Raw genomic sequence first — 26,261 nt, 5'->3', positions numbered from 1 at the left:
GGAGGTAATCGAAATGGGTGATTCAGAAATAGATGAAGACGAAGGCGGGTTAGCCGAAGGAAGTCCTGGAGGTGTCGGTACATCGCCAATCATCAAATGGTTGTTATATATTGCTGGAGCGATATTTGGTATAATAATTGTCGCTGTAATATCCATGTTGGTTGCCCAGAGAACTGCTACTTCTGTTTTCAAAGAGCAGAAAAACATCGCATTAGTCAAAGCACCACCACCATTGGATACATTCAATATCGAAGAAGAATTCCGTATCAATACAGCGGATATTGGTGAATCGCATTTTGTTAAGATGAAGTTGGTTTTTGGAATTGAGAGCGGACAACCTGCACTCTCGCAGGAACTATCCTCAAGAAGAGCTCAGATGCAAAACTTAATCAATTTGATCATTTCTAGAAAAACAAAAGACGAATTGAAAACCATCACTCAACAATTGGATTTACGCGAAGAGATTAAGGCCCATATCAACCATATTCTCACCAATGGTAAAATCAAAGAGGTGTATTTCACTGAGTTTATCATCAACTAGATTATTAGATTGTCTATTTCGAAACGAAAAATCATCGAACTAGACAATCTGATCTAACATTGCAATTTTTGAATCTCCATGAACTCAAACCATAGTATAAATTCTGAATCTAAAGTGATCGCAGTTATTCCTGCACGTTATGGAAGTACGCGTTTTCCTGGGAAACCACTTACCAAGATCGGCACCAAAACAATGATTCGGTGGACTTATGAATCCACTGCCTTATGTAAGAACCTTTCCAATATCATCGTTGCAACCGATGACCAGAGAATCTACGATGAAGTCACTTCATTTGGTGGGCAAGTGATGATGACCAGTTCTAATCATCCAACAGGAACAGATCGTATCATAGAAGTTGTACAAAATTTAGGTGATAAGGTAAATCCCGCTTCCGATGTGGTGATCAATATCCAAGGAGATGAACCTGGAATCGAAACCGAACTCATCGAAGGCGTGATAGAACAAAAGTTGAAAAATCGAAATTGGGTCATTACTACTGCTGCGGTCCCAATGTCACAGACCGAAGCAACCGATCCCAATCGTGTGAAAGTAATATTTGATCAAAATGGCAGAGCCATGTATTTTTCTCGTGCGATGATTCCTCATCCATTTAAATCTGATTCACCTTTCTATCAAAAAGAAATTTCTGAAAATAAATCTGACAATGTCTACTATAGACATCTGGGAATGTATTGCTACAATATTGATTTTCTTTTGCAATATGGAAGTCTTCCTTTGAGCTCTTGGGAGAGCCTTGAATCATTGGAACAACTCAGAGTTATGCAAACGGGATATGAGATCGGAATCTTCGTTGCAGATAAAGCCACTTTATCTATTGATAGACCCGAAGATGTTTCCTTTGTTGAAGCTGAGTTTGTTAAACGAGGTTGGATTTAAATTCTACCTTCTTATCGAATTGTCTGCAATAGCCGCATGATAGTTGGCAAGTGCGTTGAAAAAATCATTTAAAGCTTTTACTTCACGAATAGCAGCCTCAGCCGCTGTCTGTTCTCGTATATTAACAAATAATAAAGTACTATCACCTAGAGCAAAACGATCTTGCTCAAGTCCTTGCAATTTTTTAGCGAGAACCAATTCTTTTTTTGCTACTTCAACTCTCTCATAACTTGCGCTAACTTCAGAAAGTGCATCTTGTACTTCGGTTGTAATCTTATCACGAGCAAATTTTTCCTCTTGGTCAATCTGAGCAATTTTTGCTTCAGCGGCACCGATTTTTCCTCGCTGTCTTCTTGTCTGCAATGGAAAATTCATCACAAGAGTAGCTTCTAGTTCAGGTCTGGATCTTGTTGGGCTTCCAGCACCAATATCTTGTGAGGCGGAAACCACAAGGTCAACTTGAGGCTTCAGGTTGTTTTGTTCGAATTGGCGATCAATCGCTACCTTTTCTCTTTTAGCTTGGTATTCTTGAATTTCTGGACGCTTCTTCCATGCATCCTTGATTAAATTATCAGAAGGTATTTCGTCTAAATTTACATGTCTAGGAAAATTGGCTGGTAATTGATCCTCAGTCGGTAAAATCATTTTTCCATTTGGCTCACGCAAGAACAGAGAGAGATCAATAGCAGCCTTCTGAAGTTCTCGGCGTGATGATATTAGAAGAGACTCCCTTTGTAAAATAGCTCTGTCATTCTCTGTATTCTCAATTGCCGGGAGATCACCTAACTTTACTCGATCGGAAACTTGTGATACTCTTTCTTGTGCAATTTTTAGTAAATTTTCATTCACTTTGTATTCTTGTCCAGATGCGACCCATTTCCAATATCTTTTTGTGGACTCACGAATGACTTCTAATTTTAATTTCTGAATAGATAACTCAGCTAAAGTACGATCCACATCTGCTTTCTTAAGCTCTGCTCTATTCTTATCAATTTCTCGGTTACGCATCAGTGGAACGATTGCACCTGCACGAAATTCTCCTAATTCGTTGGTGGCTCGATTGCCGTAGTAAGCAGGAAAATTTCCCCGACCCAATCGATATCCTCCAAAGAAAGAAGTTCCAGCGAGAGGAGTTGGCTTTCTGAACACATTGTCACTTGTTGCATTCTGATAGTATCCAGTCGGCGATACAGATCCTATAGACTCAAAACTTAAATCAAAGGCACCTTGAGCAGCAAGGTATTCATACTCTGCAACAGTTAACAATCGTTCTGCGGCAAGGATCAAGGGATAAGATCGCTCAACTCCTTGTAAAATCTTTTCTAAAGACAGGACGTTGGCACTTTCTTTTTGGAAAAGCATTGGATCGACTTTGAGACTCTTGGTCTCCGGATACAGATCCCAGAAAGCAAATAGAGTTATTACTCCAAGATAAACCTTTTTCATTTTCAATAACTATTTTCCAGATTTATCAGTACTTGGACTGCCTGGCAATTCCAATCTGCTTTTTAGAGCTGGTTCGTCCATCGGAATCATAGGAGGGAAATCATTAAATCTTCTCCAGAGCTCATAACCAAGACTTACACGATTCAGAAATATCCAGCCTTTAGCTCTGACACCCTGACGTAAATAGCGAGAGGAAGGCCAAACCTCATCAGTTCTATCAGGAACTACTAATATTCTAAAGTAACCTGATCCATTGTCAGTAACATCAACAAGAGAAACTGTTCCTCCAAATGTACCAACGGCGTATTCAGGCCATCCTGTGATTTGTAGAACTGGCCAACCTTGAAACTGCAATCTAACATCCCGACCTTCGACAATCAATGGAATATCATTTCCATTAACATAAAGCTCGACAGCTCGATCCGTTGTTTCAGGTATCATAATACAGAGAACTGTTCCTTCTTTTACTTGTTGTCCATCTGGATTTACAAGTATCCTCATTATCGTTCCATCTCTCGGAGCAAATACTTCTTGGTTTTGTTGTCTAGAGAGTCGAGCTTCTACTTTCGGAATCTCTTCTAGAATTTTTGCTATTTCAGATTGTGTGGAAGCAAGGGAAGCTTTAGCATCTTGAATGGCCGCGGATCCATCCATATCCGCTTTTGACTGATCTGCATTTAACGCTCTTTGCTCATTAATTGCAGCAGCGAGAGCAGCCTTAGATCGATCCAATCCCGTTATAGCATTAGCATAATCTAATTCTGCTAACTCCATATTTCTTGTGGATGTCAATCCTTTCTCCAATAATTGCTTTTGTCTGGATAAATTGAGAGTTGCAGTCTTTTCTTGCGCAATAGCTGCATCAACAGCTTGCTGTGCACCTCGAACTCTATCCGATGCCATCATCACTCGACTTCCTGCGGCAGTAACCGCATTGGATTGTGATGAACGTAAAGCAACAATACGAGATTTAAGGGATTCCTCTCTCTCTCTTTCGTTGCTTCCAAACGAGATTCTAAAGCTCTTCTTTCTTGACGGATTCGATCTAGAAAATCCGGATCATTATCTGATATATCAAGAATCGGATCTCCTTTTCTAACTTTGGAACCTTCCATCGTATGCCATTTTACTACCCTACCATTGATCGGTGCCTCAATTGCTTGTTGTCGATCCAACGGTGCATAAGCAACAATTCTTCCCATACCTTCCGTCGTTTGTTGCCAAGGAACAAAAATCAAAACAAAGATTGTAGCAAAAAAAAGTATCACAAGGATATAAGCTAAGGATGCAGCAGGTCTAGAAGATTGAACCATTCTAAATGATGGCAACTCATTCTGATAGATATGTAATGAGTTGCGTGACTTTTCTTTTTTTGAGTTAACCGAAGCTTTGTTAGACTTTGATTTATTGTTGGAAGCTATCATTTTTTCACCTTGGATTTAGTTCTTCCAGAATTCTTATTTCTAATATCATTCAAATACTTAGTGGTGGCGGTTCGAATAATTTTACCTTCTTCTATAACATAAAATTCTTCCGCTCTTTCAATAATATGTGGAGAATAAGAAACCACAACCATTGTCCATTGTGCATTGGAATCAAACAGCGCATCTAGATTTTTTTTCAAACTAAAAGGATCAAGTCCATCCAAAGTTTCATCTATAAGAATTAAAGATGGAGAACCCAATAGTGCCCTTGCAATTAGCAATTGTCTAGCTTGTATGCTATCTAATGGAGATCCGTAGGTTGATAAGTTGGTGTGAATCCCATTTGGCAAACCATTGACCACTTTGGAAAGTCCGACAATTTCTAGAATTTCCAAGATCCTTGTAGTAGAAATTTCCGCACGTCCAACACGTAGATTTTCTAATATCGTTCCTTCAAAAATTTCCAATTCTCGAATCAAACAAATATGAGAACGGAGTTCTGGTTTACAAATTTCCCGAATATCTTCTCCAGACATTTCGACTATTCCATACTTGGGAGCTCGATACCCACCAATGAGATCAAGAAGAATACTAGATTCGGTGGCAGATCCACCTGTGATAACAACTTTTTTACCGGCGGGAATGTGGAAATCTAGCTTCTCAAAAAGATCTCCCTCAATCAAAGACTCGTAATGAACATCCGTTAAAGTAACATCGATTGGATCAGTTTGCTTTTCCAAGACTCCTAATTTAGTCTCTTCCAATGGAAGATCAGTAACGAAGCCTATCTTATCGAGAGCTGCAACGAAATTATAAAATGTTTCAAGATGTTTGCCAAATTTTCCCAATCCATCTAATACTTTTGCAACGATTAGTTCAGCCGCAACAAGTTGTCCTATAGTAAGTTGACGATTGATTACAAGATATCCGCCCAATCCAAGAACGAATGCACTTGCTATCGCTTGAAGTCCAAGAAGACCGATAATCTGACGAAAAAGATATCGAAAATGTTTTTTCTGAGCGGATAGATAACTTCTTGTTAGAGTATCAGACTTCTCTGTCGCAAAAAATGATCCAAATCGACTTTTGAATGTATGGCGATGACGAGCAATTTCTTGCAGCCAAGCTGCCACATAGTATTTTTCCTTGGAGACTTTGATTGCAGTATCAACCGCATGACGACCTAATTGTTTGATAACAAGAAAATATCCAGCTCCGACAAGAACAATCGAGAACACTAGGAAAAATGGATGGTAGAATGCAATTACCAATAGTCCGATTAAAGTTGTCAGTAATACTTGCAATCCTTCAACCAATAAACTGATTGCAGCTTTCTGGACAGTCATTGTATCGAAGAAGCGATTTACAACTTCAGGTGGATGCTCTCCATCGAGAGCTTCCTCTCTAACAGAAGGAAATCTTGCTGCAAAATCTGTAGATACTCTTACAAACAATCTTCTTTGAAGAATTTCTGCAATGTAAGTTTGAATTGCTTGCATGAGTCCTGCAAATGATAGAAACAAGAAAACCAAAAAAGTCAGTACCAGAACAGGTTGTAACATTACACCGAAAGCTACAATATTCACTAACGATGAAGTTGCAATCGGAACGACTAGAGATAGAATTCCAACAGCAATTCCATAAATAATGATAATCCAAATATCCCTTCTCTCTACGCGTAATAGTGAATAAATTCTTTCTATAGGATTTGGTTTATCATCATAATTTGAATGTTTATTTTTATGATGCTTATAACTATGATTTTCCTCGGATGATATTACTGAACCCATAGGAAAAAGTGGCTCCGAAATTATCCAGGATACCATTTGTTCCGCAGATTGTATATTGATGAGTTTAAGAAGATCTTTCTCAAGAAACCAGATTTCAATATCTTCATCATTAATAAAAATAACTTTGTATTTGCCGCCTCTATAAGCTTTTACGGAAATCCATTCCATTTTACCTTCAATAGATCTAGATGGAACCAAGCAAAGCCAAGGTGAGTTGCTCGAGACATTTTCTTTTAGAGATTTTAGATTCCTTCGAATTCGATGAATCTTAAGCCCAAAAATAGACGCAGTCTCCTCTAGAAATTCAAAAATAGATGTAAACTGACTTCGCGGATTGTGGTAACGGAAATCACTCAGCGCTTTCTGAATTACTGAATGATCATAAGTAATTTCTGTCGCATCTGCAAGATATTCAAGAATTTGAACAACTTCACGATTTTCATTTATTTCAGTTTCAGATAATCTAGAAGGAACATAGAGAGTTTCTCTACGCCCTAAGAATGGGAATTTCCAAGGAATCTTTGTCATTTTAAGTGCTAATCCTGCACGGTAGATTTGGTCTAACCTATAGACGGTCGAGATTTATCTATGCACAGAATTTTTTGTCCGCTAATCCATGTATCGAGAGGAAACAATTTTTTATGAAACCATTTATTACCATGTCTATTGCATCTATCTTTTTCGCAATTTTACCCATATATTCAGAATCATCCAAATGTGTATTCAGCTATAACCCTGCTAACACAAAACTGGAATGGACTGCTTACAAGTTTACCGAAAAATTAGGAGTAAAAGGAACTTTTGACAAAATCACTGTAGCAGGCAATAAGGAATCTTCCAGCATCCAAAGCACAATGGAGCAGGCAAAATTTTCTATTCAATCAAATGATGTAAATTCCGGTGTTCCTGATCGTGATGGCAAAATTCGAGAATATTTTTTTGGATCTTCGTTGAAAGCAAAGACTTTCGAAGGATCTTTTGACAAAGTAACTGGCAAAAATAATGGAACTGCCATTTTAAATTTGCAATTTAATGGGAAAAAGAAATCCATTCCAGTAAAATACGAATTGAACGGTAATCAGCTCAACTTGAAAGGAACGCTCGATGTTTTGGATTTCGGAATGTCTTCCGGAATTCAAAAGCTAAATGAAATTTGCCTTGAACTTCACAAGGGTAAGGATGGTATATCTAAATTGTGGTCTGTTGTTGACTTCGAAATTATTTCAATTTTTGATAAAAATTGTAAATAGGAAATATTCATCTGAAAAAATTACGCACATTATTTTTCTATTTTATTTTCATAATATTAAACATCCTAATATTTGAATTTATTCTTAGTATTTTTGATCCAGAACAAGTCATGGTTAAAAGCTATGACAACGAAAGACTATTCTCGATGTATCCGAATAAAACGGGTGCTGTAGTATCGGAAGAATATAGAATATCAGTCAAAACCAATGATTACGGTTATCGCCAGATTCTCGATAGCGATGATGAATATCCAATTGCAGTTCTAGGCGATTCTTTCACTGAAGGTTGGGGTGTGGCTGAATCCGAATCATTCGTTACGATTGCAAATGAAGGATTGAATCAACAATTCAAAATCCGCAATTTAGGAATTCATGGTGCATCACCTGTTTTTTATCTTTTGCAGCTACCCTATGTAATAGAAAATTTTTCTCCTAAAGTAATTGTTCTGCAATTGTTTGATAATGATTTGGATGATAATGAAAAGTTAGCTCGATTCATGAAATTCGAAGATGATTTTGTGAAGCCAAAACCGGACATGTCAGTTATTCTACTTGGTTCCTCAATTTCCAATTGGATCAAAGAAAGCAGTCTGTATCGTTTGGTAAAAAAAATAAACTTTGCGATTCGCAAACAACCAAATCCAATTCTTTATTACAAACCAGGTAAAGAGCCGCATGTAGATCTTATTACTCATGAACAATCTCTAATCAAATATGGAAAACTCGCTCCGATTGGTAATGAGATTTCCACTAAGTATTCTGGACAATTCGAATTCTATTCGGAAAAGAATAAGGAACTCTGGCAAGAAAGGCTTACAAAAAATGGATCCTATCTCAATCAGATTCTTTCTCTTTGTAAAGTGAATGGTATCGAATTGCGACTACTCTATGTTCCAGCAAAGGAATTCTATGCTAATACAGGAATATTGGGTGATGCCAAAAAAAGAAATTATGATGACTTTGCCATTAGAAATCCCCATCTCCAACAGATTGATAATTTCTGTAAAATAAACAAAATTGTTTGCTACAATACAGCAAAATTACTATTTGATAAAGATCCAGAAAGTTTGTATTTTCCCTATGATGCCCATTGGAATCAAGCAGGACATAAGATGGTCGGTGATATATTAGCTAAGACGATTGCACCAGAAATCTAATTTAAATTAACATCGATAACTCGATTTAATTCTTTTTAGATAATTATTTGGTTTGAAGAAAATTCAAAACATGTTCAGCAATAATTCTCTTTCCTCTAGCATCGTGATGACATTGGTCATAAAATATATCAATGTTGTTTTTTTGCAAATCATCGCGAAGCACGGGAAGCAAATCTAGAACTGGAATTCCATATTGCTGAGCAACTTTCTTCAACTTTTGCTGAGGATAATCTTCTAAAAATTCAGCTTGAACTTGCTGTTTAACGGGAAAGATAATAAAATACAATTTGAAATTATGAACTTTTGAGAGTCTATACAGTTCTTGAAATAATGGTTCAGAAGATCGCCATGCCTTATCGCTCCAAGCCATACCCCAATCTCTCTCATTCTCAATAATCAGTTTATGAAAAGCCAATTTATTATTTTTGGGATCTCCGTCAGCAATTGGATATTTATCTTTTAATTCATCAAACCATTGACTATAATTTGCATATCTCACGATTGATTCTTCTTCTTCTTGATTAAACCACAGTATTTTTACTAAAGAAATGGCTTTTACCAAGTATTGAGCTAAATAACTGTTTTGTAAAAAAATTGGAATTTTCAGGACTTTCAATCCCAATGAAGGAGCGAAATCATTTAAATAAAAACCTAATACAACATCATCTGGTTTGGTTGATAATCCAGTTTCAATTAAAATAGCAAGCTCTGTCTGTAAACTAATACCTGCTATGCCTGTGTTTATCGTTTCTAATCGTTCTTTAGAATTTATTGATAATTGCTCAACTTGTCTTACAAAGGTATCTTTTTCTTCTAAGTAGTCTCCGGCTGTGATTGAATCACCCAAGAATAAAACTCTTCTGAATTTTTTTTCAAGAATTTCGGGATTCCTGTATCCTAAAGAATTCGTTTCAATAATTACAGAATTGCCACTAATATAATTATTTTTTAATTTTAATTTTACATTGGGTTTATACCGGGGACCCGTTTGAGTTTCAACCATTATTCCTGAATTCCAAAAAAAGGAATCATGACTGATTTCTTTTTTTATACCATCTGTTTTTGCTTCTGGAATTGAGATTGGTTCGAAATCAACGATTTGAGGTGGTAGAAGAAATAGTCTAACTAGAATTTCAAGGAGGATTAGACTGAAAGATATTGACCCAATTATAAGCAGAATATTTTTTAAGTAACCCATTCATCTCCAAGTGAATTTTTAAAAAGGTCTTCAATAATTTGTTTAATAAAATATTAAAACAAAATCATAAAGAAATTTAAAAAATTTATCTAATATATAATCAACGTTAAGTTGAATTGCCGGCCAAATAGAGGTTCCTCTCAATTTAACCGGCTAATTTGAAATTTACAAATAGATTTAAAATCTTAGAACAGTGTGTATATGAAAGGTGCAACAGCTGAACCTTGTGTTAATACAATCAGTGCTCCAAGCAATAGTAATACTATTATGATTGGTGCTAACCAAAACTTCTTTCTTATCTTTAGAAAATCCCATAAATCATTTAATAACTCTAACATTTTTGCTCCTTAAAATGGTCTTTCCATATGTTTAATTTCCTGATGATTGGAAATTTTTCTATAGGACTTCTCTTTGTCTGATAATTTAATATTCAATGCATCCTTCCCAATGAGCCGTCTGAACAAACCTATTGGTGCAAAAAGTATAAAGAATACAATTCCAAGAATCAATCTTGTGTTTATATATCCCAATACTTCACCAATTTTCATCCAGACTATATAAGGATATTTGAGTACAATCGGTAACAATGCAGCGATTGCTATTAAACCTAGTCCGACATAACTTACTATCGGATTCCAGTTGCCGTTCTTCCAGTAAGGTATCAGTAAGCCAAATACAATAAGTAAAACTCCACCTACTATAAATCCGAAACTTCTATAATCTTTTTTTGTATGTTCTATTGTATTTTCTTTCATATTTAATCCAGTTCGAATTCATCCTTCCATGAATCATCCTTTTCCCACGGAATTTGTTGCTTCTTATCCATGAGAAAATTCTCCACAACAAGATAATCCATTTCCGTTCTCATGAAACAGCGAAACGCATCTTCAGGCGTATTTACAATAGGTTCACCGCGCACATTAAAGGATGTGTTCACAAGTACTGGACAACCTGTCTTCTTATCAAAGGCAGTTAATAAATTATAAAATTTTGGATTTGTTTCCTTATGAACAGTTTGTATTCTCGCTGAGTAATCAACGTGAGTAATAGCAGGAAGTGTTGACCTAGGAACATTTAGTTTCTCTATTCCAAATAATTTTTCTTGTTCAGCAGTCATGGGAATTCGGTGCTTCTCTTTTAAAGGTGCAACTATTAGCATGTAAGGACTTGGAGAATCTATATCGAAGTAATCCGATACTCTCTCCGCAAGCACAGCAGGAGCAAAAGGTCTAAAAGATTCGCGATATTTTATCTTTAAGTTCATCACAGATTGCATTTTTGTGTTACGGGGATCTCCAATGATTGATCTTGCTCCCAGTGCACGAGGTCCAAATTCCATGCGACCTTGAAAATAACCCACCACATTGCCGTCAGCGAGAACTTCAGCGAGCTTAGAATTCAATTGTTCATCAGACAAAATTTCATATTTGGCATTCGATTTATCTAATTGAGTTTTGATTTCGTTAGTATCAAAGGAAGTTCCTAAATATGATCCGTCTATGGAGCCAGTTAGATCTTTTGCTGGAGTTCGTTTGTTATCATAGTATTCATACCAACAAGATAGAGCTGCACCTAATGCACCTCCAGCATCACCCGACGCAGGTTGGATAAATATATTTTTGAAAATTTTCTCTTCTAAAATTTTGCCGTTCGCGACACAATTTAGAGCAACACCACCTGCCATACAAAGATTTTCTGCACCAGTTTCTTTCTGGATACTGCGACAAATCTTTACCATAACTTCTTCAGTTACTTCTTGAACGGAACGAGCTAGATCCATTTCTTTCTGACCAAGCTTTGTCTCTGGTTTACGAGGAGGTCCACCAAAAATTTTATTGAACTTGCTATTGGTCATAGTCAAGCCAGTAGCATAATTAAAATATTCCATATTGAGTCGGAATGTTCCATCCTCTTTTACATCGAGTAGATGTTTATATATTAAATCTTTATATTTTGGTTCGCCATAGGGAGCGAGTCCCATCACTTTGTATTCGCCCGAATTAACTTTGAACCCAGTGTAGTATGTAAAGGCCGAATAAAGAAGTCCAAGCGAATGTGGGAAATCAATCTGCCAGAGAGGTGTTAGTTTATTGCCCTCCCCTTTCCAAACTGTACTAGTTGCCCACTCACCGACACCATCCATACATAGAACAACAGATGATTCAAAAGGACTAACAAAAAAACTTGAGGCGGCATGAGATTGGTGATGCTCATTAAAAAGCAAACGAGGAATTTTATTGCCCTTACCTGCAAGATTTTGAAATTCTTTTTTAATAACAGATTTAAGAAATAATTTCTCTTTGATCCAAACTGGCATTGCGGCGAAGAAAGATAAGATTCCTTTCGGCGCATAGGCAAGATATGTCTCTAATAGCCTTTCAAATTTTACAAGTGGTTTATCATAGAAGACGACATCATCGATATCAGAGAAAGAAATTCCAGCTTGTTCGATGCAATATTTTATTGCATTCGTTGGAAAGCGGGAATCATGTTTCTTACGACTGAAGCGTTCTTCTTGTACTGCCGCAATAATTTTACCATCAACGATAAGTGCAGCAGCACTATCATGGTAATAGGCAGAAATTCCGATTATATTTTTAGACATATTAACCTATTGTAAATACTTTATCAAGATTTCAAATAAAATTGATCTTTATTAATCGATCAAGATATTTTCTTTACTCAAAATATTAAGAAATTCGGATTCATTTATAATTTGCAATCCCAGTTCTTTTGCTTTATCTAATTTGGATCCAGCGCCTTCTCCGTAGAGTAAATGGGTAGTTTTACTTGATACGGAAGTTACCTTTCGTCCACCATGTTTAACAATCAAATCCATAGCAGTATCTCTAGGTTGAAACCGATCAAAACTTCCTGTGACACACCACGCTTGTCCTTCAAAAGGACGATGATCACTCTTTTCAGATTCAGCAGCTCGAAAATTCAATCCTGAATTCATTAATTTATTTATTAATTTTTGAATCGTTTTGTCGTTCAATTGCGTTACAATTGCTTGAGCGGTTCTTGGTCCTATTCCATGAATAGAATTAAGTTCTTCTGCTGCATCGGGTTTCTTAACAAGATCCAGAAGAGATTCAATAGAAGTGTATCCATTTTCTATTAGTATTTCGACTACTTTATGTCCCAATTCATGCAACCCAATTGAGGGAAGAAGAATTCTAAGATCTTTGTTTTTAGATTTTTCAATTCCTTCCAGAATAATCTTAACTGACTTAGCACCAAAGCCTTCTAGTGTTTCTATTTGGTCTTTTTTGGTATGCAGATCATATAGATCTCCAATATTTCTGACCCAACCTTTATCATAGAATAGATCGATTTGCTTTACACCCAATCCATCGATATCCATTTGTTTCTTTTGACAAAAAAATAAAATACTATGCCGTTCACGCTCAGGACAATTTTTGTTGGTACAGAAAAGATCAACTGATTCATCTACTTTCGACAGAATAGATTTGCAACTTGGACATTTCTTTGGTAACTGGAAAATACCTTGCAATCCAGGCTCAACTACTTCCTCTACTGCAGGGATGATCTCACCTCGTTTTGAAATTCGAACTTTAGCACCAATTCCTACTCCTAGCTCATTGATATAATCTTGGTTGTGCAGTGTTGCATATGTAACAGTAGTTCCAGCAAGCTTTACAGGCTTAACTCTAGCTCGCGGAGTAATCTTACCTGTTCTTCCTACTTGAGGAATGATTTCTTCTATTGTCGTCTCTTGAATTAGTGCATCAAATTTATAAGCACGCGCCCATCGGGGTGAATGCGATGTCTCACCTAACGCATCTCTTTTTCGCAAGTCATCCAATTTTATTACCAAACCATCAATGGGAAATCCCATAGAGTCTTTCTTTTTACGAAAAGATTCAACCGTTTTAGACAATTTTGAACCCGATACAATGATCGAGTCTGGTGCGAGAGGGAGCTTAAAATCTTTTAACTTCTGCAATGCTAAAGAATTCGTTACAATTTTGCCGCGTCCATCTGGAAAAAAAGCATCATATACAAACAATCGAAGCGGACGTTTTGCAACTTCTGATGCATATTTATGTTTAATAGAACCTGCAGTTAAATTTCTTGGGTTTGCGAATCGACCTCCGTATTCTTCATTAAAATCATCAAAATCGGAAAAGTTCATAAAAACTTCACCTCTTACATATAGATTGATTTTAGAAGATAACTTATGAGGTATTGATTCTATAGTCTTAATATTGTCTGTGACGTCGTCACCCACACCACCAGAACCCCTCGTTACAGCATTCGTCAATATTCCTTGATTATAATATAATACAATAGATGCGCCGTCAATTTTCCATTCGACAGAATAGTTTTCATCCAATCCTGTCTTATTGACCCACTCCATCAACTCATCTAAATTGTAAGTGTTTTCTAAGGATAAAACAGGGATTTTGTGTTTGAATTTGGCAAAATCTCCGCTTGAAGATAAGTCAGAGCCTACTAATTTAGTGGGACTTGATTCTGAGATTAGGTCAGGATATTTCTCTTCTAGCTTTTTTAATTTCTGAAAAAGGATATCGAATTCTTTATCCTTAATTTTCGGCGAATTCTCAAGATAATAAAAGTATTGGTGTTTACGAATCGCTGTCTCTAGATCACGCATCTCAAGAGATACTTTTTCTAGTTTCATTGATATTTTATTCTTAGAGTGTTCCGGCATTCAGGTATTCTTCTGGATCAGCTTTGTTGCCTTCTCCAACCCAAACTTCGTAATGCAAATGAGGTCCAGTCACATTACCTGTCGCACCGACTTCAGCGATTAGCTTACCTTTTTCAACATATTGACCAGGTCGGATAAAAATTCTATTACAATGTGCATATAATGTATAATAACCAAATTCATGTGAAATAACGATATGATGTCCGTAGCCGGTCTTAGAATAGATCAACCTAACAACGGTTCCTGGAGCTGCAGCATATATAGGAGTTCCTGTTGCATTTGCCATATCGATTCCATCGTGAAATTCCCAGAATCCAGATGTCGGAGATTTTCTCATTCCAAAGCTGGAAGTATTGTTCCAGAAAGGCAAAGGATTCACGATTGGAAGTTTTTCCAGAACGCTTGCACGATTATCGAAGTAGTTGAAATTTGCATCTAACAAAGGTATTCTGCTCTGCATTTCATGTTTCAATGTTCGAAATTCATAAACTTCTGATAGAAAATTTCTACCTTCCATCAATCCACTGTCCGTTAATTCCTCTGAACGAATTTCCTGAAAAGCTCTCGCTTCCAATTCATCTCGATCAATCAATTTGAATAGTTCATCATCTTGACCATCAAAGTAAGAAAATACTTCTAAAAGGTTTTCATTGATAACCGAATAATCTTCTTCTGCTTGATCTAGATATTTAGAGGCTTCAACATAATCATCGAAATAGGCACCATAGATTTCAGAAAGATTGTTGATCTCTTTCTTTGTGTTGCTTGATTTGAAAATTCCATAAAAAGAAAGTGAAATCAAAGAACATAAAAGTAAAATAATGAAACCGATAGTAAAAATGGAAATTTGGAAATTGAATGAGCTATCGTAACCGTGCGGAATTATTAGAACTGTGAGACGGGTATGACCTTTCTCTCGAACTCTATCGATTCTATCCTTAAGATTAGGATTGTCTCGCAAAAAATTCTTAGTGAAACTCTGAAACTTCTTGTCCACGTTTGCCTACTAGTTCAAAATTAACGAAGTGGATTCCTTTGTCAAGATTAAGAAATGGGCAATGCTCTTGTTTTTGCTTATAATTTGGAGTTCAATATTGGTTTTTGCAATTGATGCTCATATGCAGAGTGCTTACGAAAAGACCAACCCAAGCAAAAATCATCGAACTGTTCCGAAAGCTACTGTTGCCATTGTCCCTGGAGCTGCCGTCTATGGGCTCACTCCGTCCCCTATCTTAGTGGATCGTCTTCGTTGTGCTCTCTATCTTTATAGATCAGGAAAGGTCAAAAAAATACTGCTTTCTGGAGACAATGGAACAGCATATTATAATGAACTCAAACCGATGCTCCAATTTATGTTAAAAAATGGAGTTAAAAAAGAGGATGTTTTCGTTGATCATGCGGGTTTCAGAACCTTGGATACTTTAATTAGAGCGCGAGCTGTTTATCAAGTCCAAGATGCAATTTTTGTTTCACAGAAATTCCATCAAGCAAGAGCTCATTTTATAGCAAGAAAAGTCGGAATAGAAATGCATTCTTATGAATCAGATATGCGCGAATATAAATATACTAATTACTATAGATTTAGAGAAATTTTGGCGAGAAATTTAGCTTGGGTGGATTTGATTTTATTCAAAACTCCACCGCGATTTTTAGGCGATCCATTCCCAATTCAAGGGAGTGGAATTCCGACCTGGAAAGGTTCCATCTTATAGCGATTAGGCTGCACTTTTAGATATCTGATTGGCAACCTGGTTAATCCAAGATGTATAATAGTTAGATACAGTTCTTAATAGAAACAAATCCATCTCAGATTCCATTTCTTCTTTCTGAGATTGAAGTGTCTGAATTGCTCTAGCATAATTATTTCTGAAGTCTAACAACGATGTGTTAGGTGGTAAAAGTTTTGCAATCCTAGCTTCCTGTACTTCATCAAATCCATATTCTTTTCGCCAAGCAGAAAGCAATTGTTTACATTGATATTTTTGTGCAAGAATGAATTGCGCAGTTATTAAATTGAACATTGAGTCCAATGCAAGTATAGGAATATCTGGATGTTCCATAGCTCCACTGGTGATTATCTCATCTGACAACTCTATTGCTTTTTTCATGTTTCCTGAAGCTTGAAATCTCGCAGACATTTTGTTATAAGCTTTTAGATAAGACATGATCTGTTCTAAATCTTGTCTTGTTATGGAAGATTTCTGGTCACTGAGATTCATAACTGCCGACTCTGCTTTGTTAGCTCCCACTTCCATAAAAAGTGTCTCAATTACTTGGAACAAAATGTCCATCGAAAAATGTTCTTTTCGGTTAGAAGAGTAATAAATCTCTTTGCGGTAACTTTCATGAAACTTCTGTAGAAATCTATATGTTTTATCTTTATCGGTGATAAGTGATCCAGAAAATAATGGTGCAATATTTTTTATAAATTTATCAGTATCCATAGTAAAGTATAGATCCGGCTGATTCTTGAAAGTACGAATAGAAGTTTCTTTATTAAGTCTAAGTAAGCCTTCGCGGGCTTCTTTAAATCTGTTAAAAGTACGCCACAATAAATGCGCTTTATCTGGTTCAAAGTTCTTATTGGTTTCTGTGGTATTCGTCATGGCAGGTTCGCTTTTTCTATACCATAACTGATCAAGATAGAAATTCAAGTAAAAATCAATTTTAACTTGTAATAAAGTATACAATCACCCAACTTTAAATAAAGAGATGCAGTTTTATCAGTCAATTTTACAGTTTTTATTTCCTGACAGAAATTCTAAGTTCAAACTGTACCAAGAACTCCTCACAATTTTTGGATCCAAAATACCTGTTGTAATATATAATATACAAAAGATTCCGGATAGAAAATTCCTCTATCTGTCTGCTGGAATTGAAAGCTTAACCGGTTATTCAGCCGAAGAGCACTACAATAACCCTAAACTGGATTACTCTTACATTCATCCATCTGATTATTCAGCGTATCTTTCTTTCTCTGATTACCCTCAAGATACTAAAGCCGTGTCAAGATTTCGATATGTAAAAAAAAATGGTGAGTCGGTTTGGACTGAGAACCATGCATTTTTTCAAAAAGATTCCATTATTGGAATAATAATAGATATAAACGAACAAATTAAATCAGAAAATCAAGCGTTTCAGAATGAAGAGCGTCTAGTTCTTGCGATGCAGACAACTGGTATTGCAATCTGGGAATGGGATTTAGAAACTTCCATTGTATCTTGGAAGACGGAAGCCGACAAAATGCTTGGTCTCAAAAAGGGAACATTAAATGAATCTATTCAATCCTATTTCAAACTAATACACCCAGACGATTTGGATTATTTTCTTGAGACAATTTCGCTCGCGATGCAGAAAGGGGATCACTACCACGGAGAACATCGAATCTATGATGGTAATGGAGAGATTAGATGGATTGAAGCATATGCACAAATTTTTCGTAAGGAATCTGGCAAAACGATACGCTGGCTCGGAACTTTAAGAAATATAACCGAGAAAAAGCAAATGCTTGATTCTCTACTCGATAGCGAAAGCCGAATCAGAACATTAGTTGAGTCCTCGGTTGATGGTATATTCGTAACTAATAATTTAGGAACCATCGTAGAATGGAATTTGGCGATACAGAAAATTTCCGGAATCTCAAGAAAAACGGCTCTGGGTATGCCGATTTGGGAAGTTCTAAAAGATCTAGTTCAAGAATCTGAACATTTGAAAACAGGTAGAGACGGACTCAGAGAAACTTTTCAATCCATTCTATCTAACAATCAACTTCCAGAAGGCGGATTACAATATGAATATGAGCATTTATCATCTACTGGTAAAAAATTAATTTTTCAAACTAGCCATTTTTTTGTACGCCATTCCGGAGAAAAATTTCTAGGGACAATAATTCGTGACATAACAAAGAATAGACTATCGGAAATGGAAACCCGTGAAATTTATGAAAGAACGAGAAATCAGTCTCAAGCTATTGTTGAATTGGCAATGGACGAATCTTTCTACAATAGCAATCTAAATGATTCATTCAAAAAAATTCTTCAAGTTGGATCTCGAGTATTAGCAGTTGATACGGTTGCTATTTGGTTCTTTAATGATGACTATTCCCAATTGGATTCCTTCCTCGAATACAATATCAAAGATAATAGTTTTACTCGAGGACATTCAAGTCTATTGGCAAAAAATCTAACTAACTATCTAAATTTTGTATTGGGATCAAGAGTTTTAGTTTCAAATGATACCTTAACAGATCATCGCACGAGAGAATTTCTAGAAAGTTACATCAACTTAACTCATACGCGTGCTTTAATGGATGCATCAATTAGAGTTCGGGGCAAAATCGTTGGACTCATTTGTATGGAGCAGAAACACAACCCAAGAATCTGGAAATCTGATGAAGTTATGTTTGCAGGATTACTTTCGGATCAAGCAGCAATTGCGATTATCAATTCAGAGAGAAGGAAAAATGAAGATGAGATTCAGCAACTTAATTTAAATCTAGAAAGAATTGTTGAAGAAAGAACCTTACAATTAAAAGAAACTAATCGTGATTTATCGAGAACTTTAGATGATCTATCTAAAGCTCAGAACCAACTGATCTTATCAGAAAAAATGGCAGCCCTTGGTCAATTGATTGCAGGAATCGCACATGAAATTAATAATCCGATCGGTACAATAAAGGCTTCCATAGAATTGATTCGTAACGAGAGAACAATGGAAGGATTTAGAAATATTTCTTATCCGGTTTTTTTCAATCAAATGAATGATGAAGATTTAGATCTTGCTGAAGAATTTTATGACTATGCATGCAATCTTAAAGAAATTCCAACAGGAATGGACAGAAGAAACAAAAAGTTCAAGCTTGAAGAAATTCTAAGCAAGTCGAATATTTCTAATATTCATCGGCTCGCAGATAAATTGATTGATATTGGGATCGTATCATTCGAGCCACCGTTCCAAAATTTGCTAAACAAAGATTATACAGAATCCTTTCTGACATATATCTCTTCCAAAGTATTTGAAGAAAGGAATTATCAAGCAATCAACCTATCGATAGAAAGAGTTGCAAACATAATCAGGTCACTAAATAATTATTCTCATATCGATAAGATTGGGCAAAAAACTTTATTCGATGTTAGTGAAAGTTTAGAAATCGTTCTAACAATTTTTTATAGTCGTATCAAGACCGGAATAGAATTAATAAAAGATTTGCAACCGTTACCTAGAGTTCCTTGCTATCCAGATGATTTGATTCAACTTTGGACGAATCTAATTCAAAATGCTTTGCAATCAATGAAGTTCCGAGGTCAATTGAAAGTGCAAACCAAAAAGGATATGATCAATCGATGTATCATTGTTGAAATCATTGATTCCGGTCCAGGAGTTCCTGAGGAACTGAGAGACAGGATATTTGAGCCATTCTTTACAACCAAGGCACTGGGTGAAGGAAGTGGATTAGGGCTTGATATTTGTAAAAAAATTGTAGAGAATCATGGGGGCAAAATCATTTGCAGCTCGATGCCTGGTGAGACGACGTTTCGAGTTGAATTACCTATTTCTTAGTTCTTGAATATTCGATTATTCTATTTAAACCTGACTTGCTTTCTCTACCAAAGAGATCAATTCTTCTTCCGACCATGGTTTCCGAAGGAATCCTTCCAGTTGAATATCCTCTTTTAACTTTTCTAGATTCTTAATATCTGCATGTCCTGATATAATTACTTTTCGAATTTCGGGATATTTGGAATGTACTTCCTTTAGAAAAGTATCACCGTGAATTTCGGGCATCAACCAATCTGAGATAATGATCAATACATCAATTTTTTCTAAACTAAGAGCATTGATAATTTCCCAAGCTTCATTCGTGTTGATCGCTGTTTCGTAGCGGAATTCATTTCCGAAGTGTCTACTGACTTGTTCCTTGAGATGAAAGAGTATCAATATTTCATCATCAACGAATAGAATAGCCTTCTTCATAGATTAACGAAGCTAACAGTGAAAAATCAATTGTCAACTTCTTTTTCTAATAATCGTTATTTTTCAGTGCAAAGCTTGCGCAAGATTTGTGAAACTAGTAACACCAAGTGATTCATAAATTTTTCTTGTAGCTTTTGATTTATTCAATGTGTACATATGAATTCCTTTTACTTGATGATCCAACAAGTCGCGAACTTGCTCCGTAGCCCAGTGAATTCCTACGTTCTCAGCATAGTTATCATCTACAGCTCGAGATAAATTCTTGAGTAATTTAGCGGGAAACCTACATCCAAGTGCGAATTCTGCCATTCGATTGATTGATTTACGCGAAGTGATTGGCATAATTCCAGCGATGATTGGAATTTTGATTCCGGCAAGTTCACATCTTTCACAAAAATCATAAAAGTCTCTGTTATCAAAAAATAATTGAGTGCAAATATAGTCCGCACCCGCATCGACTTTTCTTTTTAAATTATCAATTTCGATTAAACGATTGGCTGTAACTGGATGTCCTTCAGGGAATCCTGCGACTCCAATACCCATTTCTGGAAATTCTTTCTTGATAAAAGCAACCAATTCCGTAGCAAAATGAAATCCGTTGGGAACAGCTTGGAATTCTTTCTGTCCTGCTGGCGGATCTCCTCTTAATGCCATTATATTTTTGATTCCGCTTTCTCGGTATTTAGATAATATGTCTCTAATCTCATCTTTTGTATGACCTACGCATGTTAGATGGGAAACGATTGATAAACTTGTTTCTTTCTGTAACTTTACAACCAAGTCATGCGTTAAGTCTCTTGTTGATCCGCCAGCACCATAAGTAACGCTGACATAAGCAGGCTCCAGTGGCATCAAATCTTTAATTGTATGGAAAAGTGCTTCGGATGATTCAATATTTTTTGGAGGGAAAAATTCAAAGCTTATAGATGGATTGTGTTCTTTTAAAATATGAGAAATGTGTTCGGCCATAATTTTACTCTTAAGTCAGAGTATATGAAAAAACAAAAGTATCAAGGAAAATAAAGAAATTTCCTTGCATGACGATCTCTCGATCAAAACGTGGAGCCATGTCGATTCGGTTATTAGATCCAAGCAAAGGTCATCGCATTCAAGAATTAGAGTCAACCAATGAATGGATCAAATCTTCTGATCATGAAGCAGGGTCATGGGTAGTGTCAGAATACCAGACCAAAGGCAAAGGTCGAAATGGAAAAATTTGGACAGTGCTTGGAGATGATAAAATTATTTTTTCGGGCAAAATTCGATTTGGTCTTACTTCTCTCCCTCTACCTCTAGTATCATTATTCTCTGGTGCTTCCATTCTAAAGGCGCTCCATCAATGGTTTCCTGAACATGCACATGAGACAAAAATAAAATGGCCCAATGATATTTATCGAAAGAATAAAAAAATAGCTGGGATATTGATAGAAACCGAAATACTCGAGAACCAATTTACCGTGATAATAGGCCTTGGACTGAATATATATGGAAATAATATTCCGACTGAATTAGAAAACATTGCGGGATTTGCAACTGATGCTTCTCCTTTGGAAGGTACATCAGAAAGAATTCTTTTTACTTTTATAGAAAAGATCAATGAATCAATTCTAAACTTAATGGAACCAACTTTGGTTTCAAAAGAATTGCAATGGATTGAAAAGAACTCAACTCTAATAGGCAAAATTATAGAATGCAATATTGAAAATAGTACTATTCGAGGCAAAGCAGTTGGTTACGATGAGAATGGATTCTTAATAATAATATCAGAGAGCGGTATGAAACATATTCTATTAGATTCAGATTCAAGTTTTAAAGTATGGGATGAAATCAATGAATGATACAATTTTGGTGGTGGATGTAGGGAACACAAATTCAGTATTTGGATTATTCTCTAATGGCAAAACAGAACCCGAGTTCCATAAAAGGACAGTTACCAGAAAAGATAGAACTTCTGATGAATTAGGACTTTTTCTAAAAGGATTTCTTGCACAAGAAAAACTTGATACAGTAAAAATTGATCATGCAGTATATTCAAGTGTTGTTCCATCATTTAACCCAATAGTAGAACGAATGTTATCTGATTGGTTCCAAGTCGAAGCCTTACAAATAAATTATAAAATCAAATTGCCATTCGAGATAATTTATCCAAGACCTTTTGAGATTGGTGCGGATCGGCTAGTCAATGCCGCATTCAGCTCGATTCATTATCCTAACCAGAAAACAATAATCATTGATCTCGGAACTGCTACCACATTCTGCATCATTAATAATAAGAATCAATATTGCGGTGGTGTCATCGCACCCGGACTCAAAATTTCAATGGATGCATTGACTAGAAATACAGCTCAATTGCCACCGATAGTTTTTGAAGCACCAAAGGGAATTCTTGGTGAATCTACAATTGAATCTTTACAATCTGGATTTTTCTATGGATGGGTCGGACTATTATCAGGTATTATTGATCAGATCAAACAAGAATACGGAGATGATCATCTCGTTATTGGAACAGGTGGACTTGTTTCTACAATTCATGCAGCAAAACCTGGTATTTTTGATATAATAGACCCTTTTATTACTTTGAAGGGATTGCAAATCTTATCAAAATTGAATCGGTAGTGAAATGATTGTTTTGCGATATTCTTCACCAATCATTTCATACCCAATGGGATTAGGATGAATGTCATCAAAAATTGGATACAATGGTAAATTAGAATTATTTAGAAATAGTTTTTCGAGATCGACAATTGTTTCATTTGCATATTGATTTCTCAAATATTCGTTATTTGTAGCGATTCTCGATTGTAATATGGGATTATTAGTTGGCGGAACTAGAGATACAATAATTTTCCAGAAGTGATTTTCTTTTAAGAAATTAACAAGTTGATTGTAATTGGATGGATACAACTCAGTAGGATAATAACTAGCATCATTCGTTCCTAGGTTCACAATTACAATATCCGATTTTTTACTTAGAATTTCGTTTTTATGATTGAGCCAAATTGGAATATCTCTACCAGAGACCGAGATATCATACACCACAAATTCACTTCCTAGCTTTTCCTGAAGAGAAAATCCACCTGACCTCTCCGATAGAGAATCTCCGATGATAATAATAGATGTGGGTTCTTTTCTAATCAATGCCAAAATACTAGTCACATCTTCATCCTTCGAGCTATAACAATTTAAAATAAAAAATACGAATAAAAATAAATAAAGCTTAGAAAATTTCTGAGAAAATATAGTTTGCAAATTCAAGATTACAATCTCGCAAAAGTCCCTCATTTTCTAATCCTTTTATATGCAAATATTTTCCAAGGACCTTTGGCTGGAACATAGGAGCTGTAAGGAATCTCAATATAAGTTTTCTCAAATTGCGTAGAATCCTGAATAATACTTCGAATTGTAGAATTAGCAAGACTATCATCGTAGAAAAGAAAGAGATCCATCTTGTTAATAGTTGGTTTCATGAAATCTCCAGCTATAGGTAATTCCCCAGGTATGAACTCAAATAATTTTTTTTCTGGATACTTTTCTTTCAAATGAAAATACGGATCTGGAATCAACTGAAGATAAATATTATCACTATCAGATGCAATTTCTTCAACTTTTTTCATAAAAATATCATTGCTTGCAAATGCATTTTCTTTTATAGAAAAAGACCAGGTAAACCATATCAAAAGAAGAATTTGACCTCCAATAATTAATAAGGGATATACTTTTTCGGACACACTCAATGCAAAGAGGCAAGCAAGCGGAAATGCAGCGTGAACAACATACCAAGATTCTGTAGAAAAATAAAATCCTATAACCATTGATATAAGCCATACAAAATGGAATTGTATCAATTCGCGATTTCTACCTTTTCTCTCTATGTAGATCGCATAACAAATTATTGCTATAAAACTTATTAACTTTGGTATTGGAAAATAATATCCAGAAAAGAAAATTTTCACTTTATCTAATTGTGTAAATGTCTGAAACAAATCTTTCTTTCTGGATAGTTGAGCTCCATATTGTATGAGAAAATCATCCCAATTAGGAACCAAATAAAAACTCCAGCAAATAAGGGGAATTATTCCACCTACTGCAACAAGAATCAATATTTTCAAGATAGAAATCTTGGATTGAAAATTCATTCTAAATATTAGATAAGCAACAGGAATTCCATAGAAAGCACCGAATGGATGGGAAACAAATGAAAGTCCCAGAAATAATCCAGATATAAAATATTTATTGTTATAGCATAAATACAATGCTATAATTCCCATTAAAATACATAATGTCTCCATTCGGGATGTATGAGAGACTTTTATAAAAAGTATATCCGTGAGAATAACAATTGCGACTAAAATTGGAATATTTTTTGAAAAGGAAATATATTTTTTATCGAAGTTACTAGTAGTATTCGATAACTGCTTTTGCATAAAAATATATGTTACAAAAACAGATAGAAATCCAATTAACGAAGAAAACATTCTTGAATTGAATAAATTATCTTCCCATATATGAAAACTAGATCCCAGAAGTAACATATACAATGGTGAATTCCAAAGAGTATGCGTATCCATACCCGGAATAAGACCTGAGAGAACGGACGTTCTCATTGTTTTATTCAAATACCAATCTTGCGCAGGATTAAAAAATAGCACCTCATCTGGCCAGATGAAAGGAACTGCGATACCGAGATAATAGGAGAATAGAAGAAAGGAAAACGAGACAAAAGCTAACAGCCAAAGTCTCATTCTAATAAATTACTTAGATAGAGAGTTTATGGCTTCTTGTTCAGTTTCATGAACTTCGAAAAGATCAAGAAGTTCAACAACATCGAAAACTTTTTTAACAGGTGGTGTTATACAACACAACTTTAGCTTTCTTCCTTGCTTATCGAGCTCTCTAACCATTCCGACAAAAATTCTGATTCCCGATGAGGATATGTAAGATATAAGTTCAAGGTTAATGACAATATCTCCATCTCCTGATTGGACGTCGTTAGCCAATTTGGCTTCAACTTCATCAGAATGTGTAATATCTAACCTGCCATTTAAATGAACTAATGTATGCTTTCCAATTTTCTTGGTTTTAATTTCCAAAGTATTCCCCACAGCGGTCGATTTCGCTAAACTTTACCCATTTTCAGAATCCTTCGCTATCATTTCAAGTAAAAATCAGGCATATTTCCTGAAAATCCCCCTAAAAAATTCTTTTCTATCTTTAATTTTGCTAAGAATCTGCTGAATGCGTCTTCTTGTGCTCCTAATCGATGAATGACCAAGGTAACATCCAATTTCTTCCGAAGAATAACCCATGCATAGTAAATGCATAGTGATCCCATCTCTAATTCTTGAAATCGTAATGGGTTTCTCGGGGGAAATATTTTGTAATTTGGATAAAATCTTCTGAACTGTTCGATCGCAAATCTGCCCATTACGTCCCATAAAAATATATCCATCTGTATTTATAGATTTACTATGCCGAAAAATTTCTAAATAAATTTCACGAGACAAAAGATAAGATCTTTTTCTAAGTAATCCCTGCATCTCTATATTCAAACATTTTGAATTAGAATCGAGATCCATGATTTTAATATTAATCAATTCATTAATATATATTCCTGTTGATATCAATATTTTGAATATCAAGCTGTGTATATAATTGTTGCTTAAAGCATTAAAGGATTTAATTATTAAATCATGAGGTAATATTGAATTATCAATTTCACGCCAATCAATAATGTTGTTAGTTGCCATAACTGTATTTAGTTTATTTGTCATTCTGATCTTCCTTGTTCTTGTTCTATCGTATATCAGTTGTTATTTTTATATTCTTGATTATAGAGATATTTCTAATAATGCAAACAATTTTTATGAAATTCCTAAATTTGATTAG

The 26,261-nt window shown here is 35.4% G+C and carries 25 protein-coding genes; 8 read left to right on the top strand and 17 right to left on the bottom strand.

Features of this window, described 5'->3' with window-relative positions:
* The first annotated feature begins 13 nt into the window (after positions 1-13).
* Both O4O04_RS01940 and kdsB read left to right on the top strand, forming a co-directional pair.
* The gene (locus O4O04_RS01940; protein WP_272533792.1) at positions 14-541 is read left to right on the top strand and encodes a flagellar basal body-associated FliL family protein; all 528 of its coding nucleotides are present in this window, start codon (positions 14-16) and stop codon (positions 539-541) included.
* A gap of 78 nt (positions 542-619) precedes the next feature.
* Positions 620-1,438, top strand: a complete 819-nt coding sequence (gene kdsB, locus O4O04_RS01935; protein ID WP_272533791.1) for a 3-deoxy-manno-octulosonate cytidylyltransferase — start codon at positions 620-622, stop codon at positions 1,436-1,438.
* 3 nt (positions 1,439-1,441) lie between these two features.
* Here kdsB and O4O04_RS01930 read toward each other — a convergent pair whose 3' ends face one another.
* Genes O4O04_RS01930 through O4O04_RS01915 form a run of 4 tightly spaced genes read right to left on the bottom strand, consistent with a single transcriptional unit; the run spans position 1,442 to position 6,626 of the window.
* Complete coding sequence (locus tag O4O04_RS01930) at positions 1,442-2,884, bottom strand: TolC family protein (protein ID WP_272533790.1); 1,443 nt, start codon at positions 2,882-2,884, stop codon at positions 1,442-1,444.
* A 9-nt stretch (positions 2,885-2,893) separates the two neighbouring features.
* Positions 2,894-3,790: an HlyD family secretion protein gene (locus tag O4O04_RS01925; RefSeq protein WP_272533789.1), complete on the bottom strand. Its 897-nt coding sequence runs from the start codon at positions 3,788-3,790 to the stop codon at positions 2,894-2,896.
* Positions 3,790-4,308, bottom strand: coding sequence for an HlyD family secretion protein (locus O4O04_RS01920; protein WP_272533787.1), 519 nt, complete (start codon positions 4,306-4,308; stop codon positions 3,790-3,792). The genes O4O04_RS01925 and O4O04_RS01920 overlap by 1 nt, the downstream gene beginning before the upstream one ends.
* Positions 4,305-6,626, bottom strand: a complete 2,322-nt coding sequence (locus tag O4O04_RS01915) for a peptidase domain-containing ABC transporter (RefSeq protein ID WP_272533786.1) — start codon at positions 6,624-6,626, stop codon at positions 4,305-4,307. The genes O4O04_RS01920 and O4O04_RS01915 overlap by 4 nt, the downstream gene beginning before the upstream one ends.
* A 113-nt stretch (positions 6,627-6,739) precedes the next feature.
* Between O4O04_RS01915 and O4O04_RS01910 the strand changes: the two genes are divergently transcribed.
* Both O4O04_RS01910 and O4O04_RS01905 read left to right on the top strand, forming a co-directional pair.
* Positions 6,740-7,348, top strand: a complete 609-nt coding sequence (locus O4O04_RS01910) for a YceI family protein (protein WP_272533785.1) — start codon at positions 6,740-6,742, stop codon at positions 7,346-7,348.
* 110 nt (positions 7,349-7,458) lie between these two features.
* Complete coding sequence (locus O4O04_RS01905; RefSeq protein WP_272533784.1) at positions 7,459-8,505, top strand: SGNH/GDSL hydrolase family protein; 1,047 nt, start codon at positions 7,459-7,461, stop codon at positions 8,503-8,505.
* Between the two features lie 43 nt (positions 8,506-8,548).
* On the opposite strand, the gene O4O04_RS01900 is transcribed toward O4O04_RS01905, so the two are convergent.
* The 6 genes from O4O04_RS01900 to O4O04_RS01875 all read right to left on the bottom strand — a co-directional run bounded on the left by O4O04_RS01900 (position 8,549) and on the right by O4O04_RS01875 (position 15,399).
* On the bottom strand, positions 8,549-9,352 hold the full coding sequence (locus tag O4O04_RS01900) for an SGNH/GDSL hydrolase family protein (protein WP_272533783.1): 804 nt from the start codon (positions 9,350-9,352) through the stop codon (positions 8,549-8,551).
* Positions 9,353-9,888: 536 nt separating this feature from the next.
* A complete protein-coding gene (locus O4O04_RS01895) occupies positions 9,889-10,041 on the bottom strand; it encodes a DUF5989 family protein (RefSeq protein WP_272533782.1) in 153 nt (50 codons plus the stop codon).
* Between the two features lie 9 nt (positions 10,042-10,050).
* Positions 10,051-10,458, bottom strand: coding sequence for an SxtJ family membrane protein (locus O4O04_RS01890; RefSeq protein ID WP_272533781.1), 408 nt, complete (start codon positions 10,456-10,458; stop codon positions 10,051-10,053).
* 2 nt (positions 10,459-10,460) lie between these two features.
* Positions 10,461-12,308 (bottom strand): carbamoyltransferase family protein, encoded by a 1,848-nt coding sequence (locus O4O04_RS01885; protein ID WP_272533780.1) that lies wholly within the window; start codon positions 12,306-12,308, stop codon positions 10,461-10,463.
* Between the two features lie 51 nt (positions 12,309-12,359).
* Positions 12,360-14,372 (bottom strand): NAD-dependent DNA ligase LigA, encoded by a 2,013-nt coding sequence (gene ligA, locus O4O04_RS01880; RefSeq protein ID WP_272533779.1) that lies wholly within the window; start codon positions 14,370-14,372, stop codon positions 12,360-12,362.
* A gap of 13 nt (positions 14,373-14,385) precedes the next feature.
* Positions 14,386-15,399 (bottom strand): M23 family metallopeptidase, encoded by a 1,014-nt coding sequence (locus O4O04_RS01875; protein WP_442915921.1) that lies wholly within the window; start codon positions 15,397-15,399, stop codon positions 14,386-14,388.
* Between the two features lie 19 nt (positions 15,400-15,418).
* Here O4O04_RS01875 and O4O04_RS01870 point away from each other — a divergent pair, with 19 nt between their 5' ends.
* Positions 15,419-16,114 carry a SanA/YdcF family protein gene (locus O4O04_RS01870; RefSeq protein ID WP_442915977.1) on the top strand — a complete coding sequence of 232 codons (696 nt, stop codon included), beginning with the start codon at positions 15,419-15,421 and terminating at the stop codon, positions 16,112-16,114.
* A gap of 3 nt (positions 16,115-16,117) precedes the next feature.
* On the opposite strand, the gene O4O04_RS01865 is transcribed toward O4O04_RS01870, so the two are convergent.
* Complete coding sequence (locus tag O4O04_RS01865; RefSeq protein WP_272533777.1) at positions 16,118-17,008, bottom strand: LIC_13029 family protein; 891 nt, start codon at positions 17,006-17,008, stop codon at positions 16,118-16,120.
* Positions 17,009-17,114: 106 nt separating this feature from the next.
* Between O4O04_RS01865 and O4O04_RS01860 the strand changes: the two genes are divergently transcribed.
* Positions 17,115-19,961 (top strand): PAS domain S-box protein, encoded by a 2,847-nt coding sequence (locus tag O4O04_RS01860; RefSeq protein ID WP_272533776.1) that lies wholly within the window; start codon positions 17,115-17,117, stop codon positions 19,959-19,961.
* 24 nt (positions 19,962-19,985) lie between these two features.
* Here the strand turns inward: O4O04_RS01860 and O4O04_RS01855 are convergent, their stop codons facing one another.
* Together O4O04_RS01855 and metF are read right to left on the bottom strand one after the other, a co-directional pair.
* The gene (locus O4O04_RS01855) at positions 19,986-20,375 is read right to left on the bottom strand and encodes a response regulator (protein WP_272533775.1); all 390 of its coding nucleotides are present in this window, start codon (positions 20,373-20,375) and stop codon (positions 19,986-19,988) included.
* A 63-nt stretch (positions 20,376-20,438) separates the two neighbouring features.
* Complete coding sequence (gene metF, locus O4O04_RS01850; RefSeq protein WP_272533774.1) at positions 20,439-21,344, bottom strand: methylenetetrahydrofolate reductase [NAD(P)H]; 906 nt, start codon at positions 21,342-21,344, stop codon at positions 20,439-20,441.
* Positions 21,345-21,412: 68 nt separating this feature from the next.
* On the opposite strand from metF, the gene O4O04_RS01845 reads away from it, so the two are divergent.
* Positions 21,413-22,213, top strand: coding sequence for a biotin--[acetyl-CoA-carboxylase] ligase (locus O4O04_RS01845; protein WP_272533773.1), 801 nt, complete (start codon positions 21,413-21,415; stop codon positions 22,211-22,213).
* Positions 22,206-22,991: a type III pantothenate kinase gene (locus O4O04_RS01840; RefSeq protein ID WP_272533772.1), complete on the top strand. Its 786-nt coding sequence runs from the start codon at positions 22,206-22,208 to the stop codon at positions 22,989-22,991. Before O4O04_RS01845 ends, O4O04_RS01840 begins: the two co-directional genes overlap by 8 nt.
* Here the strand turns inward: O4O04_RS01840 and O4O04_RS01835 are convergent.
* From O4O04_RS01835 to O4O04_RS01820, 4 genes are all read right to left on the bottom strand, one after another.
* Positions 22,974-23,531, bottom strand: coding sequence for an SGNH/GDSL hydrolase family protein (locus O4O04_RS01835; protein ID WP_272533770.1), 558 nt, complete (start codon positions 23,529-23,531; stop codon positions 22,974-22,976). The genes O4O04_RS01840 and O4O04_RS01835 overlap by 18 nt on opposite strands.
* Positions 23,532-23,653: 122 nt before the next feature.
* On the bottom strand, positions 23,654-25,117 hold the full coding sequence (locus tag O4O04_RS01830; protein WP_272533769.1) for an ArnT family glycosyltransferase: 1,464 nt from the start codon (positions 25,115-25,117) through the stop codon (positions 23,654-23,656).
* Between the two features lie 9 nt (positions 25,118-25,126).
* Positions 25,127-25,465 (bottom strand): STAS domain-containing protein, encoded by a 339-nt coding sequence (locus tag O4O04_RS01825; RefSeq protein WP_272533767.1) that lies wholly within the window; start codon positions 25,463-25,465, stop codon positions 25,127-25,129.
* A gap of 75 nt (positions 25,466-25,540) precedes the next feature.
* Positions 25,541-26,146, bottom strand: coding sequence for a tyrosine-type recombinase/integrase (locus O4O04_RS01820; protein WP_272533766.1), 606 nt, complete (start codon positions 26,144-26,146; stop codon positions 25,541-25,543).
* Positions 26,147-26,261: the final 115 nt, after the last annotated feature.

Source organism: Leptospira sp. GIMC2001 (assembly GCF_028462125.1).
GTDB lineage: Bacteria > Spirochaetota > Leptospiria > Leptospirales > Leptospiraceae.
Note: the sequence above shows the minus strand (reverse complement) of the source record. Positions and strands in the feature narration are given on the sequence as shown.